13 protein-coding genes are annotated in these 18,067 nt (G+C 51.4%); 11 read left to right on the top strand and 2 right to left on the bottom strand.

The features are described from left to right. The first annotated feature begins 105 nt into the window (after nucleotides 1-105). Nucleotides 106-2,700: a protein kinase domain-containing protein gene (locus tag ACJJIR_RS02700; protein ID WP_444907246.1), complete on the top strand. Its 2,595-nt coding sequence runs from the start codon at nucleotides 106-108 to the stop codon at nucleotides 2,698-2,700. Here the strand turns inward: ACJJIR_RS02700 and ACJJIR_RS02695 are convergent, their stop codons facing one another. Continuing rightward, on the bottom strand, nucleotides 2,701-3,213 hold the full coding sequence (locus ACJJIR_RS02695) for a hypothetical protein (RefSeq protein WP_444907245.1): 513 nt from the start codon (nucleotides 3,211-3,213) through the stop codon (nucleotides 2,701-2,703). A gap of 1,222 nt (nucleotides 3,214-4,435) precedes the next feature. Here ACJJIR_RS02695 and ACJJIR_RS02690 point away from each other — a divergent pair. The 6 genes from ACJJIR_RS02690 to ACJJIR_RS02665 all read left to right on the top strand — a co-directional run bounded on the left by ACJJIR_RS02690 (nucleotide 4,436) and on the right by ACJJIR_RS02665 (nucleotide 11,760). Next, entirely contained in the window at nucleotides 4,436-6,217 is a 1,782-nt protein-coding gene (locus ACJJIR_RS02690) for a trans-sulfuration enzyme family protein (protein ID WP_444907244.1), read from the top strand. Nucleotides 6,218-6,327: 110 nt separating this feature from the next. Continuing rightward, nucleotides 6,328-7,626, top strand: a complete 1,299-nt coding sequence (locus tag ACJJIR_RS02685; RefSeq protein ID WP_444907243.1) for a S1C family serine protease — start codon at nucleotides 6,328-6,330, stop codon at nucleotides 7,624-7,626. After that, complete coding sequence (locus ACJJIR_RS02680) at nucleotides 7,617-8,657, top strand: FHA domain-containing protein (protein WP_444907242.1); 1,041 nt, start codon at nucleotides 7,617-7,619, stop codon at nucleotides 8,655-8,657. The genes ACJJIR_RS02685 and ACJJIR_RS02680 overlap by 10 nt, the downstream gene beginning before the upstream one ends. Further along, a complete protein-coding gene (gene hisC, locus ACJJIR_RS02675; protein WP_444896064.1) occupies nucleotides 8,654-9,727 on the top strand; it encodes a histidinol-phosphate transaminase in 1,074 nt (357 codons plus the stop codon). Before ACJJIR_RS02680 ends, hisC begins: the two co-directional genes overlap by 4 nt. Nucleotides 9,728-9,803: 76 nt before the next feature. Then, a complete protein-coding gene (gene mepA, locus ACJJIR_RS02670) occupies nucleotides 9,804-10,745 on the top strand; it encodes a penicillin-insensitive murein endopeptidase (protein WP_444907241.1) in 942 nt (313 codons plus the stop codon). A 4-nt stretch (nucleotides 10,746-10,749) separates the two neighbouring features. Beyond that, on the top strand, nucleotides 10,750-11,760 hold the full coding sequence (locus ACJJIR_RS02665; protein ID WP_413663360.1) for a D-alanine--D-alanine ligase: 1,011 nt from the start codon (nucleotides 10,750-10,752) through the stop codon (nucleotides 11,758-11,760). Between the two features lie 53 nt (nucleotides 11,761-11,813). Here the strand turns inward: ACJJIR_RS02665 and ACJJIR_RS02660 are convergent, their stop codons facing one another. Then, a complete protein-coding gene (locus ACJJIR_RS02660) occupies nucleotides 11,814-12,383 on the bottom strand; it encodes an HNH endonuclease (protein ID WP_282931208.1) in 570 nt (189 codons plus the stop codon). A gap of 797 nt (nucleotides 12,384-13,180) precedes the next feature. On the opposite strand from ACJJIR_RS02660, the gene ACJJIR_RS02655 reads away from it, so the two are divergent. The 4 genes from ACJJIR_RS02655 to dxs all read left to right on the top strand — a co-directional run bounded on the left by ACJJIR_RS02655 (nucleotide 13,181) and on the right by dxs (nucleotide 17,942). Continuing rightward, entirely contained in the window at nucleotides 13,181-14,656 is a 1,476-nt protein-coding gene (locus tag ACJJIR_RS02655) for a PQQ-dependent sugar dehydrogenase (RefSeq protein WP_444907240.1), read from the top strand. Between the two features lie 50 nt (nucleotides 14,657-14,706). Beyond that, entirely contained in the window at nucleotides 14,707-15,021 is a 315-nt protein-coding gene (locus ACJJIR_RS02650; protein ID WP_413663362.1) for an exodeoxyribonuclease VII small subunit, read from the top strand. A 15-nt stretch (nucleotides 15,022-15,036) separates the two neighbouring features. Continuing rightward, nucleotides 15,037-15,930, top strand: coding sequence for a polyprenyl synthetase family protein (locus ACJJIR_RS02645; RefSeq protein WP_444908398.1), 894 nt, complete (start codon nucleotides 15,037-15,039; stop codon nucleotides 15,928-15,930). A 95-nt stretch (nucleotides 15,931-16,025) separates the two neighbouring features. Continuing rightward, the gene (gene dxs, locus ACJJIR_RS02640; RefSeq protein WP_444907239.1) at nucleotides 16,026-17,942 is read left to right on the top strand and encodes a 1-deoxy-D-xylulose-5-phosphate synthase; all 1,917 of its coding nucleotides are present in this window, start codon (nucleotides 16,026-16,028) and stop codon (nucleotides 17,940-17,942) included. The last annotated feature ends 125 nt before the right edge of the window (nucleotides 17,943-18,067 follow it).

Below are 18,067 nucleotides of genomic sequence, written 5' to 3'. Positions count from 1 at the left end.
AGAATGGAATAACGTGAACCATTTCCCTTTAAGAGGCGACAGATGCCTTCACGAAATTGTACTATCAGGTAAAATCCCCCATCCATCCGAGAAGAATTCAATACAATGGACGTAGTTGCGTTGGAAAAAACCGAGGAATATCAAGGCCGTTACAGGGTTGAACGCACCCTGGGTGCCGGCGGCATGGGGGTCGTTTACCTCGCTGAAGATATCAAGCTGGGGCGTAAAGTTGCAATTAAGCAGCTCCGGTCTGATTTAACCGGCAACTCCGCTGAAGCGCGCTTTCGCAGTGAGGCCCAGCTTCTGGCCAGGCTCAACCACCCCAACATTGTCCGTTTATACGATGTACTCGAAGAAAAGCACAGTATTGCCCTTGTGATGGAACTGGTTGAAGGGGTAACACTTAAAGAGTGGATGCGGGAAAACTCCCCAACCCTTGTTGAGAAGTTAGATCTTTTGATGCAAATTTGCCAGGGTCTGGGCAAGGCCCATTGCTTGGGCATAATTCATCGCGACCTAAAGCCGGAAAATATCCTTGTTACCATTGATGGCGTGGCCAAGATCACAGATTTCGGCATCGCCAAAGCTCTCGATTGTGATGAACAACTCACTCGCGAAGATCATATCGCTGGCAGTGTTCAGGCGATGTCTCCAGAGCAATTGCAAGGAACTAAACTCGATGCCCGCAGTGACTTGTTCAGTTTAGGCAGTATCGCCTATGAGATACTGTGTGGAGCCAAACCATTCAAACGTGATGACATGAATGCGCTGGCATTCGCCCACCATATTACCAGCAAACCCCACATTCCTGCGCACCAGGCCTGGCCGGAAATCCCTAAACCGCTATCCGCACTGTTAGATCGTCTGCTCGGAAAGCACCCAGAACAGCGCCCTGATAATGCCCAGCAAGTATTCGAGGCGCTGGAATTGGTACGCAAACATGGTATCGATGATAGTACCCTGCAGTATTCTGAAACTGTTACGCAACTTCTGATTAAACCGCGAAAAAAACGTGGGCGCCTAAGCTTAATCTTAGGAGGGTTTGCCGCGCTTAGCCTATCGGCTTACTGGGCTTGGCATACCCTTATGCAACTTCCGCCTCAGTATATTGCTGTTCTCCCAATTGAGATTAACGGCAATATTCCTGGTGGGGAAAATAATAAAGCGCTGATAAAAGCTTTGGTGCGTCAAGCCCTTGTCAGTACACCAGCAAAGCTTAAATCATCTGCCTTGATTAGCTTTGACCATGAAGAAAACGATAATTTCGATAAGCAACTAAAAGAGTTACAAATTCTAGGAACCACCGATGTCCTATTTGCTCGACTTGACTGTATCGAGCAGCGCTGCAATATTGAACTTCAAAGAATCAACCCCCAAGACAGCCGGATAACAGGCCAAACAAGCTTCACTTTCCTTACCAACAGGCCACAAGAAGCCCAGTATTCTATTGGTACTTCAGCCATAGACTTGTTTCCAAGCAACTACAAAGAGGGAGAGTTTTCAGATATTAAAATGGCCCCCGCTGATTATGCTATGTATCTCAGCACTATCTCAAAACTTGCAACCCCTGAAATACAAGTGAGCACTGACGACAGTGACCTGGACTTACTTGAAGAATTAATTAGTAAATACCCTCAAAACGCGAACCTGTATCGCTCATATGCTGATGTAGCCTTGGCAAGATGGGTAGGAACCAATAATAAAAAATTTCTAACCTACGCATTGGGAGTTCTTGCAAATGCAGAAGAGAATGGTTTAGATAAAACAGCGATATTAGAGGCTAGACTTGTCATAAAGTCAGTAGGGAATGATATAGAGGGGTTCAAAAAAACTATCCATGAACTCCAATCAATAGGATACCCCTCTGCAAATCTATATACGCAATTTTCTAGGTTTCTATATATTCAGGGCGATTACACACAAGGGGCAATCTATGGGCAACAAGCAATAGATCTAAATCCTTCTTCAGCCCACTCTCATTATGTTCTTGCTATGAATCAAGTGGCAGCTGGAAACTATGTAGATGCTAGAGATACCTTAAAGAAGATTGTTGAGTTATCACCTGGTTATTGGGTCGCCTATGCTTTACTCGGTGTGATTGAACTAGAGACAGGAAATCTTTCAGCTGCAGAAATCGCCATTTCATCTATTCCAGAAGAATCGCGAACCTGGGGCTCACAAGTGAACCTAGGAACAATTTTTTTTCTACAAGGTAAATATAGTAAGTCCCTGGATATTTATCTAAAAGAACTTGAGACGTCTCCTGAAAACCTATTAATACTAAACCAGATAGCAGAAACCTATCTGATGCTATCTGATAGAAGCAAAGCAAGAGAGATCTTCACCCAAATAATCCGCCTTACAAATGATAGTTCTGAACTTAGACCGAAGCGCTACAGAGCTGGAGCTTTTGCCTATTTAGGTAAAACTTCAGATTCGATAGCACTTATCATGGAGCTTTTGCGGAAATCTCCTGATGATACCTATGTTAAGCATACTGCTACCCAAGTTTATGCCCTTGCGGGCGAGTGGCAATCTGCCAGCTATTACCTGGAGCAGCTGCTAGAGCAAAAGATGAGCATCGAATGGTTTGCCTTGCCCGCCTTTCAGCAAATATGCAATCAGCCCCAGGTTTCTCAAGTGGTACTAGAAAAACTATGCAATCGGAGAACTAGTCCTAAAGAACTCACCAGCTCTTAATTATTTTCCACCACCACTGCCCGAGCCACTTCCCTGACCTGGATCAATAACTGCTTCCGGGTCACCAGAAACAAAATGCATACCGGTTTCCTGATCGACACACATCCACAAGAAGTTGAACCGATCAGGAATCTCGGCCTTGTCCTTGATCTTAATCACCAATTTGGTGAATTCGCCGTCCACTTCTTTTGCACGTGCACGGAATTGGTGGCGGAAATCCGGGCTCAGGGCAATAAGTCCATCCAACTTATGATTCTGGCTGTAGCGAACAAATTCCAGCTCCCGACCCTTCACATCGGACAAATCCAGGGAGACCTTCAAGGTAAGAACCGCACCTTTATCTAACTTAAAGTGCATGTTTCCGAAGTGCTCTTCAGGATTATCAGCATTAAACAACGGCCAGTACTGAGTTTGCCCACCCACCTGCTCTTTGGGCCGTAAAACCAAATCGAGTGTCAGCCCCTCTTTGGGCACTTCACACTCAAGCTTTGGTAAATCAGCGCAATTGACCATCTTTTCATTCCCCTATAAAAATATGTTATTTGGCGTCATCTAAGAACGTTTTATTTAATGTAAAATACGTCCGTGACTGCGTCATCATAACCCGCTCAGCCCCCAAAAAAAGCCGGCGGTACTGAAATTGCCGGCCCGAATTGATGATCCCAACCATCAACGGTTACAACAACACTATCAAGAGCAAAATTCGGCATCCGTGCCCGGATAAGCATATCCAGTTGAATCGACCAAGGCTCTGCACCTGCCGATTCCAGCTTGACCACTCAGCTCGCGCTGAATCCCTTTAGCCCCTAACGCACACTGGGTCGATAGGGGAATTAAATTCATCCGAAATTTTATTGTGGGAACTGCCCTTCCATAACGAGGTAGCTGTTCGCACAGTCACCTGTACTCCCTCAACTGGACCTCAATGTACAGACTTAAGGACTACAGGTCGATCACACCTCATTACAGGCAATCACACACCAAATAATTAAAATAGACACACGGAGTCGCCGTACGCCAAAAATAACATTTGATAAACGCTTAATTTAAGCAGAACCAAGAGTGGAAGGATTATTCCTTTTCCACTATGGCGACACCGAGACCAAAATAAGGCCATATTTTTTAAAATAAATATAAAACTATTCTTGGAGCTTGTTGAAATCAATCGATGATCCCTTTCGCCAATTCAATCCAATTTGAATTGCGTCACGGAAATTTATTGGGGTCTACACGGCAGGCTTGAAGACTGGAAAATATTGTATGGGTAATAGCTCTCAAAATGGAGCCCAAATTAAAAAAAAGCCGGCAGTCGCAAAACTGCCGGCCCGAAATGATGGTCCCAACCATCGACGGTTACAACAACACTATCAAGAGCAAAATTTGGCATCCATGCCCGGACAAGCTCATCCAAGAGAATCGACTAAGACTCTACACCTGTCGATTCCAGCTTGACCGTTCAGCTTGCGCTGAATCCCTTTATTTCATCGCACCACCTAAGGCTGCGAGGAAATTAAATCCTGTTTAAATGTTGTGGGGGCTGCCTTTCCATGGCCGGCAACCATTACCACAGCCACCTACCCCCTCAACTGGAAGCTACTGTACAGATTTCCAAATTACAGATCGATCACGCCAAAACACAGCAAATTACATACTAATTGCCCGCCAAGTGTTTTATGCGCCGCACAGGACTGTTAGAGTCGCCATATAACAAAAAGCATCACGTAGTGAGGACACAATGGAAGCGAACCTAGAAGATGTAAAAATTCTCTCTCCCCGCCGCAACAGCACCGAGGCAAAAAATATTGATGAGCTGGCAAAAGAGCAATTGCAGCACTTTTGCATTGATAGTGAATCAGAACATGGAAAACTGTTAGAACAGACCGCAACCCTGCTCTACCAGGCACAGGGAAATCTGAGCCAGCTGTGGAGCCAGGTAACGGACACACTCCAGCGCTTGGACAAGTCTGACAAGATTGCCTATTTCAATGCCAAGCGATTTATGAGTTTCCAGCTGGCGAAATTATTGGACACCTTACAAAACCCATTGCGAGCCAGCTTTCAAAGCCTACAGGGGGACGACTTTAATATCACCACACGGGGTGGTTACCCCCTGTTCGATAATATTCCTGCTATTTTTTCTGCAACCCCGGTAATTGCCCGCACGGCAACTTACATTTATGCCTGCACCGAGTGGGTGGACGATGCTTTCCGTGGGCGCGAACCGAGCCACGATATTTATTCACGTTTACTCAACCCCACTTCCATTTCCCTGGCCAATGCTATTGTGGATTTGGAATGCGGACCTGAAGCCAGTGAGTATATGGCCTGGAATTTTAATTCCGGTATGGCTGCAATCGATGCACTCCTGTCAAATCAATTGCGCCACGGGGATATTTTAATTGTTTCCAGGAATATCTATGGCGGCACTCACCAGCTGTTACAGGATTTCTACGCCCGCAAAGATAAACTGTCTATCAATCTGGCCTGGTTTGATGGCACTACCGGTGAGGAGTTCGAAAAGCTACTGGCCGATACCCAGCAAGCATACGCAGACGCAATCAGTGCCGGAGCAAAAATACACGTCTATATTGAGTCTCCATGCAATCCTCACGGGATCATGCTGGATGTACCGGCTATTTGTAAAACCGCTCACCGGGAAAATATCCTGGTAAGCCTGGATGCCACTCTGGCAACCCCCTTCCTATATCAGCCACTGCGCCGCAAAGATAGGGAAGAGAGACCGGATTTTGTTGTTCACTCCTACACCAAGGATATCGGCGGCACCGGTGCCGCCACTGCCGGTGTGGTTATCGGCGAAAACCACCGCATGTTTATCCCTAAAGGCGACAGCGCAAAAGGCCTTAATTGGGATCAGTGCATGTTCTGGGATGTTTATTACATCAAGGGGGCTTTCCTGGATGCAGACAAGGCCTGGGAAGTGCATTGCGGTATGCGCACCCTGGAAATGCGTATGCTCACCAAGTGTATTAATACTTTGAGCCTCAGCCATTTTTTCGCCAGTCATAGCAAGATTCGTGTCAACAGCCATGCAGTGGAAACCCACCCCAATTCCGGGCTGCGAGAATCGCTGATGCGCTACCAGTTCCCCACACCATTATTCAGCATCGACATGGAAGCTGCGCAAATTCCCACCGAAGCCTTTAAAAGTTTCTTTGACGCGCTGGAGCCCGCTTTCGGGCAGATGGTGAGCTTGGGCCAGACAAATACCATGGTGCTCTGCCCTGCCCTGACATCTCACTCAGAGCTATCACCTGAAGCGATGGAAGCGGCGGGTATATTCCCAACCACCATCCGAATTTCTGTTGGGGATGAAAATATGGCGCAGATGGCCGCCCATGTGATCAACTGCGCGCGCCTGCATCTCGATCCAGTTAGCCCTGGTTTTAGTGAGGGCTTTATCGCCCCGGAAGAAGCCGACAAACTCTTCAGTCGCTTTTATCTCGAGTCGCACCAGAAAGTGATAGAGACACAGCCAAAAATTGTAGACTATCTCTAACCATCCAAAACAAACCCATCACTGGTAGATAGCGCCGGTGATGGGCGCTTGTTGCACTATCCTATATCCCGTAGTATCACGCTTCCTGTCCACAATTTAATCAATTCAAAATGCCGAAACTTTCCACGTGGCTCTTCGCCTGGATTCTGTGCTGCTTATCCACTGTTGCAATGGCGCAAGGCTATGAAAAGCTCTACAGTGATTATCGCGGCAGCCTCTATCAAATTCGACTTATCGAAAAATCCTCCAATTCAAAAGCCGGCCTGGGGTCAGGCTTTCAAATCTCTCCCGATGGATTGATCGCCACCAATTACCACGTAGTGGCTCAAGCGGTTAGCGAGCCGGACGAATATTCCCTGGAATATCTTGCAGTTAATGGCACCCGGGGAAAATTAACACTACTGGATATTGATGTAGTCAATGACCTGGCGCTGCTGCGCCAGGAGAAACCGGGAGACGAATACCTGGAATTGGCGACAGACACTCCCAAAAAAGGGGAAACCATTGTCTCCCTGGGCAACCCATTGGACCTGGGCATGACCTTGATTCCCGGGACCTATAACGGTATTGCCGGCGGTAGCTTCTACGATCGTATTCACTTTGCCGGATCTATTAATCCGGGAATGAGCGGCGGGCCAGCGATCAATACCCAAGGGCAGGTAGTGGGCATTAATGTGGCGACTGCAGGCAACCAGGTTAGCTTCCTCGTGCCAGTGGATAAGCTGTCGTCACTTTTAAAACACTACCGCTCTGAAGGCGGCACTCTCAACCTGAAGCAAGTAACTTATCAACAGCTTTTGGATAACCAGCAAAAAATTATCGACTCAATACTGAGGGCCGACTGGCAGCGTCGCGCCCTCGGTGAGGCACAGGTTGTCGGTGAAATAATTCCAGCCATTAAATGCTGGGGAAACACCCAAGAGAGCGAAACTAACCCGATCAAGCGAATTGATAAAGGCTGCACAGGACAAGATGTTATTTTCCTGTCCGACGACTTCAACACCGGGCGGGTAGAGTACGAATTTTTCTGGCTGCAGGCCGAGGATCTTCTGCCCGCGCGCTTTTATGCCGAGTACGAAGGGCAGATGGACTCCTTTTACCCAGGCAATAGCGCTGGAGAAGAAGATGTAACCAATTTTCGCTGCCAGCAAGGATTTACCTCTCAGGAGCGCGGCAATGAAACCTCGGTGTCGAAGCCGGATCGCAATCGCGACCCCCTGATCGCGCGCACCAGCTACTGTGTCAGGCGCTACAAGGACTTTCCTGACCTCTACGATATTTTCTTCCTGAGCCTAAGTGTGGATCAGAAAAATCGCGCACTGGTCAGCCACTTTACCTTGTCCGGCTTTACCCAGGAGTCCGCCGACGCCTTTACCCAGAAGTTTACGAGCGAGATCCAATGGCCCTGATTATTGAAGAACTCAATCGCGCCCACCGGGTGCAGCTGCGCTACCGAATGGACGGGGATAAATTTACCCTGGGCCGCGCTTACGACAACGATGCAATTCTGGAGGACATCCACTCCGATGCCCACCATGCCGAAATCAAGCGGGGAGAGGACGGCCAGTACGTCTTACACGACCTCAATTCGATCAACGGCTGCCAGCTTTTGGGAAACCTGAAAGACAAATCCGTTAAACCCGATACCATCGCTCAACACAGGATTTCCTCCGGTGACTTGCTGCAGTGTGGGAAGTCACGCTTCCGGGTTTTCCATACGGATGACCCGGTACCTGAAGCTACCCCTCTCCATTCACTGGAAAATCTGTTTTCCAGCTTGTCCCACCCCCTGGGAGCAATACTGCTGCTGTTGTGTTTTGGCTTCGCCAGCGTACTGATGAGCTACCTCGGTTACGCCCGAAACTATCAATGGACTATTGCCGTCAACATTCTTGCCACGGCCATTATTGGCATGGTGATTTACGCCGGAGTCTGGGCATTTATCGGCAGAGTAGTCAGGCATGAAACGCACTTTTTCACCCATCTATCCATCGCCGCCATAGGTGCACTTACTTACACCTTTTGGGAATGGCTGAGGGGGCTGATCAATTTCAATTTTGCCATCGGCACCACTATTCAGGTCCTGGACTTCCTGGTTCTCGCCATCATATTACCGGCAATGCTCTGGTCCGCCTGCTATCTGGCCACCAACCTCGCCAGGGGCTGGCGCTGGACAGTGGCACTGACACTGCCACTGGCATTCCTCGGCCTGGGCTTAGCTGAAAGCGTTAACAATATGGACGAATTCAGCGAGGTTCCGCCGATATCCACAGAGTTGAAATACGATAATATGCTGTTCCGCAACCCTGTTCCCATGCAGGAATTTATTGGAAATTCGGCCGACCTGTTTGATATCCCCATTAAGAAAAAAGAAACTAAAGAAGGCGCTGAAGGCTCCTCCAGCGACAATCAAAGTAGTACCGCAGAGGTAGAATCATGAGCAAGATTTATTGGAGCCCAGGGCTCGACCAGCTGGAACCCTATACCCCCGGGGAGCAGCCCAAGAGTGAAACCCTGATAAAGCTCAATACCAATGAGAACCCCTACCCTGCCTCTCCCGAAGCTTTAAAGCTCTTGGAGCAACACGACTTTGCCGATGCATTGCGCCGCTATCCCGACCCGGAGTCCTGTGAATTGCGCCGCGCTATTGCCGATAAGCACAATCTCTCTGCTGAGCAAGTATTTGTGGGCAATGGCTCCGATGAAGTGCTGGCTCTGAGTTTTTACAGTTTTTTCCGCCGCAGCGAGCCCCTGCTATTTCCGGATATCACCTACAGTTTCTACCCGGTTTATTGCCAGCTCTTCAATATCAAAAGCCGCACTGTTCCCCTGCACAGTGATTTCTCTATCCAGCTTGAGGACTATGCCGCTCCTGCAGCCGGTGTAATTATTCCCAACCCCAATGCACCCACGGGACGGTACCTGCCGCTAGAGCAGATTGAGCAGCTATTGCGCTCACAGCCTGAGAGAGTGGTGGTTATTGATGAGGCCTATATCGATTTTGGCGGCCAGAGCGCAGCAACACTCATCGATCGCTACCCCAACCTGTTGGTGATACACACACTGTCAAAGTCCTATGCCCTCGCAGGGCTTCGCCTCGGCTTTGCCATGGGGCAGAAGCACCTGATTGAAGGACTGCTAAGGGCCAAGAACTCCTTTAACTCCTACCCCATTGATGCCATTGCCCAGCGTGTGGCCACCGCAGCGATCCGCGATACCGCTTGGCACAGCGACAATTGCGGCAAGGTCATCGCCACCCGCGAGCGCTGTGAGCGGGCGCTTACAGACCTGGGGTTCGAAGTGATTCCCTCCCAAGCCAATTTCCTTCTGGCCAAACCACCGGAACCCGGCGCAGAAGCCCTGTACTTGGCACTGCGGGAGCGTAATATTCTCGTACGCTACTTCAACAAGCCCCGGATCAGTGAGTACTTGCGTATCTCTATTGGCACCGATGAGGAAATGGAGCAGCTGATACGGAACTGCAAAGAGATACTTGCGTCACAGAGCTAGCACTCTGTCTGTCTATACTCGTCGGGCGCCACTTGAGGTGGCCCGACAACTGTGACTTATTGGTATCCAGGGACCTATGCACCCGAAAGCTCAAAATTCAGTATCCACTACCGAGGCCGTTAGCCCCTTTAAAGCGGGATTTTTACGGCAAATAACCCACACCCTGATTCTCGCCTCGGCCCTGGCGAGCGGCGCCGCAAGTGCCAACGACTGGGGTAAGGTCGAAGGGCCCAGTGCACAGACACCATCGAGTATTGGCACCTACACCAATGGCTGCCTGAGTGGCGGGGAGACCCTGCCATTGAGGGGAGAGGGCTATCAGTTGGTGAGGACTGGCCGCGATCGACATTTTGCCCACCCCCAGACCATTAACTTCCTGAAGCAGTTTTCCCAGAGCGTGGCGCAGAAAGATCTGGGCAGAATCCAGATCGGTGACATGTCTATGGCTCGAGGGGGCCCTTTCGGCAGTGGTGGGCACAACAGCCACCAAACCGGCCTGGACGTAGACATCTGGTATTCCCAGGATCGGCGGGCCGCAGAGCGTCCCCTCACCCCGTGGGAGCGTGATAATATCTCTGCTGTTGCCTTGGCTGATGAGCGCAAACACCGGCTAATCCCTGAAAATTGGGACAACCGGGTTCCCAAAATCCTGCGCTTGGCCGCAGAGGACCAGCGGGTCGAACGAATTTTTGTACACCCGACCATCAAGCGCCATCTGTGCGAAATATCCGGCGAAGATAACGAGTGGCTGCGCAAAGTGCGCCCCTGGTGGGGGCACAATTACCATTTTCATGTGCGCCTGGCGTGCCCAGAGGGAAGCACCAACTGTAAGCCCCAGGCACCAGTGACCACTGCAGCCTGTGGCAGTGACCTGGATTGGTGGTTTAGCGATGACTTCTATGCAATTCTCAATGGCACTAAACCCCAGCCGAAACAGAAAAAGCCGAAACCAAAGACCTTGCCCCAACAGTGCGAACAGGTATTAACCGCACCTTCGGCAGGCACTACGACGGAATAATTTTATGATTAACACCTTGCTTATCTGCGGCGGTGGCGGCAGCGAGCACGACGTATCCCTCAGAACTGCTGATTTTATCGAGGACAAGTTGTCAGCGGCAGAGGACATCGCCCTATTGCGGGTGGAAATGGATAGCAGTGGCTGCCTTACCGACAGCCAGGGCCGGGTTTACCATATCTTTTACGATCGGAAAATTCGCGATGAAGAAGGTAACTCCTGGGATGTGGACTACGTAATTCCTGCAATTCACGGCTACCCGGGAGAAACCGGCGATTTGCAGTCGCAACTGGATATGTTCGGCATCCCCTATTTTGGCTCTGCACCTGAACCCAGCAAAATCTGCTTTAACAAAATTAAAACCAAGATGTGGCTCAGTGCCCTGGGTATTGAAAACACACCTTACGAGTTTTTGCACAGCACTGAAGTCGAGGAATTACAAAAAGCTCACGATGCCCTGGAGAACTGGGGTGAGGTATTTGTAAAAGCCTCCAATCAGGGATCTTCCGTAGGTTGCTTTAAGGTCCGTGACAAAGAGGAGTTAGAGGCCGCGATCGAGGACGCCTTTAAGCTCTCCCCTTATGTGCTGATAGAAAAAGCATTGAAAGCCAGAGAGCTGGAAGTTGCGGTTTACCACTACAACGATGATGTCATCGCAACCCGCCCGGGAGAAGTACGCGCCCCAACAGATACTTTTTACACTTATAAAGAAAAGTATGCCGAGGGCAGCCGCGCGGTCACCTTTATCGAAGCTGCTGATCTTCACGAAGAACAGCTTCAATGGATAGCCGAAGTATCCCTGCGCACTTTTAAAGCCCTAAAGCTGAAGGATTTGTCCCGCATAGACTTTTTCCTGACAGAGACCGGCGAACTCTACCTCAATGAGGTCAATACTTTTCCCGGTATGACACCTAACTCCATGTTCCCCAAAATGATGGAAAACCACGGACACAATTTCACCGAATACCTGGCCGGCCTGATCCGCTCTGCGGTATCTTCACCTAACGACAAGACATAATTAAAAGGGGCCTGTTGGCCCCTTTTCTTTTTTGCTCATTTCGATCCTACGGTCTAGTGCAACAACCACCCCTGTTGACGCCGCCGTGAAAACTGACCGCGCAGAAACTCCATCTGATCGCCTCGAATCCGCTCACTGTTAATCAAGGCTAGGTATTCGGCTGCATTGGGACAGAAGGGCAAGGCCAACAGCTCCATGTCGATATTTTCCAATAGTTGATTGCCCTTATGCTGGTTACAGCGCCTGCAGGCCGCGACCACATTTTCCCAGGAATCAACTCCGCCTTTGGAAACAGGAATAACATGGTCCCGTGTCAAATCCACACTTTTAAAGAAATTACCGCAATAAAGACAAGTATGGGAATCGCGAAAAAACAGTGCTCGATTTGTTAGAGGTGGGCGCCGGCGCGGACGGGCCATACGTGCACCGCCACAGGCGATAATAGCGGCCAGATCGAGGCTGGAACGATCGCCATTGCGATTAAAGCCTCCTCTCACCCGCTGGACAACACCTCCCAGCGACCATGTAACCAGCTCCCGCACGTACAGACAGGATGCCTCTTGCCAACTCAGCCACTCCAGCGGTTGTCCCGCCAGATTTAAACGCAATATTCTCGCGTGCATAACCTCGCCTCCCCACAGTCGAATAGAACAAGGCAGCCCCGGAACTGTTTCCGTGTAATCACAATGGTTTTTATAAAGAAGAAAAAAGAAGTTTTGGAGTGACAGATCGAAGGGACTGGATGACGATGACAGAGGCTGGCGCAATTCGCAGCATTAGAAAAAACTGCCACCTTCGAAAGTAAAAGCTTGCTCCCAGACAAGATGGAGGAGTCTGAAAGCTTTTTTACCAACGAAAATACAGATGCCCACAGGCGTAGTTTTGCCTTGGGTAATACGGGCACTTCTGCTGGTAGATTACTGAATGCGCCACCCTCCGCCGGCCCATGGGTAATTTGGCCGGCCTATCAACATTAAAGCGGATAACTATTACAAATTCCAGACAGCGACATACCGCTGATGGAATAACAGCAAATTACAGAAGAAAGGTGTAAATTGTGGAAGCGTTGCAGGCAGGTTAAAGCAGAATGTAAAACACCGCCCAGGCAATCCGGCCCGGGCGGTGCGTCTCACAGGATGGTGCCCATATCCCTAGGGCGAGCGGCGCAATCCATTTATCCATTGCCGCAGTAGTGCAGTCCCTTTCGCGTCCTTGCAAGTTAATTATGGACATCAAGGGAGAAAAAAGTAGGGGAAATCTGCTGAATTTTGTGTAAGAGATATCTCACAAACTGAGTTACCTGTTACAAAAGGGAGGGAAGACAGGAAATTAATCCCGTGTTAACTATAGGGGTAAATAGATAAGCGCGGCAACTATAAACATCTTTATTTCAAGTTCAATCGATACCATGAAGAAAACGTTGAAATATACGCTAATATTTTTTATCGCCCTCGGCGCGGTGCTTTCTACCGCCTTAGCCACCTTTAAATCCAGCGTCAGTGTGCCTTGGCGCCAACTGGTCGGTGGTGTCAAAACAACAGAAAAAGAAGTGACAGGCCGGCTGACCGCAGCAGATGGATACTCGGTCCAGTTATTCGCAGGGGATGTTCCCGGCGCACGCTGGCTCACAGTGACCCGCAATGGAGACATCATCGTCTCTCAGCCCAAACATGGCAAAGTTTCACTTTTATTACAAGATAAAGACGGCGACGGCCGCAGTGACGGGCAGAAGACCCTAATTGATAATCTTCAACGGCCCCACGGATTATTGCTACACGACGGCTGGTTATATATTGCCGAAAGCGACGCAGTTGGACGGGTTCCCTTTGATCATTCCGACGGGCGACTCGCTGGGCGCTACCAGAGAATTATTGAAAATCTTGAGGACGATGGACACTGGACAAAAACTATTGATATAAGTCCCGATGGATGGCTTTTTCTCAGCAGTGGTTCCAGCTGCAACGTTTGTATTGAAAAGGATCCTCGCCGCGCAACCATCATAAAAATGAAACCAAATGGACATAATTTTGAAGTATACGCCACCGGCCTGCGTAATAGTGTGGGGTTCGATTGGTCTCCAAAAGATGGCGGACTTTACGCAACAGATAATGGCCGCGATTGGCTCGGCGACAACCTACCGCCAGATGAGCTCAACCTGATTCGCAAAGACCAATTCTACGGATGGCCCTACGCCTACGGTGACCGGGTTCCCGATCCGGATCTTGGGGTGGATGCAAGCCCTGAAATCCTGCAAAAGATTGCCGACTCAATTCCCCCCGTTTACGAATTGCGCGCTCACAACGCGCCGCTCGGGATTAAATTTTTGCGCAGTGTGGAACAGCCTAAGGATTATCGCCATGCAGCGCTGGTCGCCCTGCACGGCTCGTGGAACCGCAGCGTGAAAGATGGCTATAAAGTTGTCTCCCTACACTGGAGTGACGACGGGGAAATTCAACAGAGGGATTTCCTGTGGGGATTTCTCAGTAATGACCGCCAAACGGTTTACGGCCGCCCTGTCGCCATCGCCGAGGATAAACTGGGCAACATCTATATTTCCGATGACTACGCCGGTGCAGTTTATCGTGTGAGCCAAGGGAGCCCTCGCCAAGCTGTATTGACAACACAGCAGCCACAACTGCAAAAAACATCCACGGCCAACGCGCTTTCAATAGATGCCGAGGTGGTGCAACTGGGCGCGCAGCTCTATCGGTCTAACGATTGTGCCCACTGCCATCAGGCCCAGTTTCCCCTGCGCAACCTGTCCGCTAAATACACAGCGCAGACCCTGGCTGACTACTTCGATGCCCCAACACCACCAATGCCTAATTACAACTTTACGGCGGTGCAGAAAAAAGCCCTGGCGCACTATCTTTTATCCCGGGAGTCGAGCCTCTAGGAATTGCACGCCTAAACGACACTGAGAAGAGGCTCCCGGATGAGGGGGCCATGGAATTGACCCCCGCAGCGCCAGCCGCTAAGGTTGCCCCGCAATTAAGAGGCGATGCTATGGCGGCAAAGAAAAAAACAGCAACTTTTGAAGAGAGTCTCGAGGCGTTGGAACAGCTGGTTGAGCGACTCGAAGGCGGAGATCTCCCATTGGAGGAGGCTCTCGCTGATTTCGAAAAGGGAGTGAAACTCACCCGGGAGTGCCAACAGAAGCTTGCCAAAGCCGAGCAGAAAGTGAAGCTGTTAATTGAAGAGAGCGGCAATATCCGCGAGCTCCCCTTTGATGCCGACGACAACTCCGGGGACCCAGTTTAAGTGAGTTCCGCAAACCTGCCAGAGGAGCTGAAAGCCTTTCTACAGGCCTCCTCCACACGCGTCGAAAGCCGAATCCAGCAGGCGCTCAACACCCCGATCGACGGCTCAGAAAAGCTGTTCGAAGCAATGCGCTATGCCGCACTGGGCCCCGGCAAACGCCTGCGCCCCGCTCTCATCTACGCTTGTGCCCAGGTTTTTCGGGGTGTCGATTTTGACCTGGCCTATTGCGATAGCACAGCGGCGGCCCTGGAGTGCATTCACGCCTACTCCCTGGTCCACGACGACCTGCCGGCAATGGATGACGACGACCTTCGTCGAGGTCGCCCCACCTGTCATATCGCCTTTGACGAAGCCACAGCCATTCTCGCCGGCGACGCACTGCAAACCCAGGCTTTCGAGTTGCTTCTCGCAGAACCGCTCGCGCCTCAATTGCAGTTACAGTTAATGCGTGAGCTCGCCACTGCGGCGGGGGCCCGAGGTATGGTCGCCGGCCAGGCTATCGACCTGGACTCCGTTGACCAAACCCTGACCCTGGATCAGCTGGAGCCCATGCACCGCCTGAAGACCGGGGCTCTGATTTGTGCCAGCGCACGTATGGGCGCACTGCTGGGGGGTGCCAGCGAGAGGGAGCTGGAGGTTATTACCGGCTACGCCCAAGCTATTGGCCTGGCATTTCAGGTTCAGGACGATATTCTCGATATCACTGCTGAAACCGCGGTTCTGGGCAAAACCCAGGGCGCCGATGCCCTGCGCAACAAACCCACTTATGTCTCTCTGCTCGGCGTCGACGGCGCCCGGGACAAGCTGGCAAAACTGCACGCCCAGGCCTCCCAGGCACTGCAAAGTCTCGATGGCGATACCCTGCTACTGCAGCAGCTCGCAGACTATATCGTGCAGCGCGGACACTAAGTCACAGCCTTGCCTGTGGGGTTTGGGATGCAATATGCCCGCCACGGGCATACAATCCCCCTCAATATCACCATCTGTTGCAACTGATACATTTGATGCTCGAAGAAATTCCACGCACACGCCCGCAGACACCGCTACTCGACTCGATCGACGACCCGGCGCAGCTGCGCGCCCTCGATGAACGCCAATTGCCGGAACTCGCCAGCCAATTGCGTGAGTACCTGCTGTATTGTGTCGGCCAGACCGGCGGGCACTTTGGTGCCGGTCTCGGTGTGGTGGAACTGACCATCGCCCTGCATTACATATTCAATACCCCGGAGGACCGGCTGGTTTGGGATGTGGGCCACCAGACCTACCCCCATAAAATCCTCACCGGTCGCCGCGAACAGATGCTGTCCATGCGCCAGCAAGGGGGCCTGTCCGGCTTCCCCAAACGCAGTGAGAGCCCCTACGATACCTTTGGAGTCGGCCACTCCAGCACTTCGATCAGCGCCGCCCTGGGTATGGCCCTGGGCTCCCCTGACGATCGCAAGGTAGTGGCGGTGATTGGCGATGGCGCCATGACGGCGGGAATGGCTTTCGAAGCCCTGAACCACGCCTCCCATACCGGCAAGGACATGTTGGTTGTTCTCAATGACAACAGTATGTCTATCTCAAAAAATGTCGGCGGCCTGGCTACCTATTTCGCCAAAATCCTGGCCAGTAAAACCTACCTGAACATGCGCGAGGGCAGCCGTAAGATACTGTCTGCCATCCCCAAAGCCTGGCAATTGGCGCGACGCACCGAAGAGCATGTCAAAGGTATGATCACGCCGGGCACCCTGTTCGAAGAACTGGGCTTTAACTACGTGGGTCCCCTGGATGGCCACAACATGCACGACCTGGTCCACACCCTGCGCAACTTGCGCAGCCAGCCGGGCCCGCAACTCCTGCATATTGCCACCACCAAGGGCAAAGGCTTCGGCCCCGCTGAAGAAGACCCGGTGGGCTACCACGCGCTGAACAAGCTGGAGCCGGAAGCCAAGGTGCAAGTGGCCGTACCCGGCAAGAAGAAACTGCCCAAGTACCAGGATATTTTTGGCCAGTGGCTGTGCGATGCCGCAGAACAGGACGAGCGCCTGGTCGCTATTACCCCGGCCATGTGTGAGGGCTCCGGTATGGTGGAGTTCTCCAAGCGCTTCCCGGACCGCTTCCACGACGTAGCCATTGCCGAACAGCACGCCGTCACTCTCGCTGCGGGCCTCGCCTGTGAAGACCAGAAGCCGGTAGTTGCTATATATTCGACATTTTTACAGCGCGGCTACGACCAAATGGTGCACGATGTGGCAATCCAAAACCTGGATGTCACTTTCGCCATCGACCGCGCCGGCCTGGTTGGGGAAGACGGCCCCACGCACGCGGGTAGTTTTGACCTCACATTTATGCGCTGCCTGCCCTACCTGGCTATCGCCGCGCCCAGTGACGAAAACGAATGCCGCCAGCTGCTCTATACCGCCTACAAACACAGCGGCCCCACTGCTGTGCGCTATCCGCGCGGAACCGGTATGGGTACCGCCATCAACAAGGAAATGACAGAGCTACCGATCGGCAAGGGGCGCTTGTTGCGCCAGGGCAGTGGTGTAGCCATCCTCAGCTTCGGAACCTTACTCGGCCCCGCTATGGCCGCTGCAGAGCAGCTGGGGGCCTCCGTAGCCGATATGCGCTGGGTAAAACCCCTGGACGAGACAATGATCGATGAACTTGCCGAGAGTCACCAACTCTTAGTTACCATCGAAGAGAACACCATTGCTGGTGGTGCTGGCAGTGCCGTACTCGAATACCTCAATAGCACTGCGCGGTCGGTACCGGTGTTGCAACTGGGGCTTCCAGATCAAATTATTGAGCACGGCAAGCACAAAGACCTGCTGGCGGCCATCGGCCTCAATGCCTCCGGTATTGAGGAACAGATTCGCAGGCGCTTGCAACTGATCAATCACCAGGAGTTTGGCAGTCGCACAGCGGCAGCCAACTGACCCAGCCCGCCTTTGGCAGCCAGCTAATGCGGCTGGCTGCTCTTCAAATGCCCGGCAATAAATTGCCGGCAGTGGTAACAAACCACCCATTGACTAAATCCGGCCACTATTGGGGCCACACGTTT

Source organism: Microbulbifer maximicatervae (SeqCode) (assembly GCF_052467385.1).
The sequence above is the reverse complement of the archived record's forward strand: the minus strand, read 5'-3'. Positions and strand labels throughout refer to the sequence as shown.

Bases quoted from the DNA above. Each gene is read 5' to 3' on its own strand.
- ACJJIR_RS02700 (WP_444907246.1), top strand. From the start codon at position 106: ATGGACGTAGTTGCGTTGGAAAAAACCGAGGAATATCAAGGCCGTTAC.
- ACJJIR_RS02695 (WP_444907245.1), bottom strand. From the start codon at position 3,213: ATGGTCAATTGCGCTGATTTACCAAAGCTTGAGTGTGAAGTGCCCAAA.
- ACJJIR_RS02690 (WP_444907244.1), top strand. From the start codon at position 4,436: ATGGAAGCGAACCTAGAAGATGTAAAAATTCTCTCTCCCCGCCGCAAC.
- ACJJIR_RS02685 (WP_444907243.1), top strand. From the start codon at position 6,328: ATGCCGAAACTTTCCACGTGGCTCTTCGCCTGGATTCTGTGCTGCTTA.
- ACJJIR_RS02680 (WP_444907242.1), top strand. From the start codon at position 7,617: ATGGCCCTGATTATTGAAGAACTCAATCGCGCCCACCGGGTGCAGCTG.
- hisC (WP_444896064.1), top strand. From the start codon at position 8,654: ATGAGCAAGATTTATTGGAGCCCAGGGCTCGACCAGCTGGAACCCTAT.
- mepA (WP_444907241.1), top strand. From the start codon at position 9,804: ATGCACCCGAAAGCTCAAAATTCAGTATCCACTACCGAGGCCGTTAGC.
- ACJJIR_RS02665 (WP_413663360.1), top strand. From the start codon at position 10,750: ATGATTAACACCTTGCTTATCTGCGGCGGTGGCGGCAGCGAGCACGAC.
- ACJJIR_RS02660 (WP_282931208.1), bottom strand. From the start codon at position 12,383: ATGCACGCGAGAATATTGCGTTTAAATCTGGCGGGACAACCGCTGGAG.
- ACJJIR_RS02650 (WP_413663362.1), top strand. From the start codon at position 14,707: ATGGAATTGACCCCCGCAGCGCCAGCCGCTAAGGTTGCCCCGCAATTA.
- dxs (WP_444907239.1), top strand. From the start codon at position 16,026: ATGCTCGAAGAAATTCCACGCACACGCCCGCAGACACCGCTACTCGAC.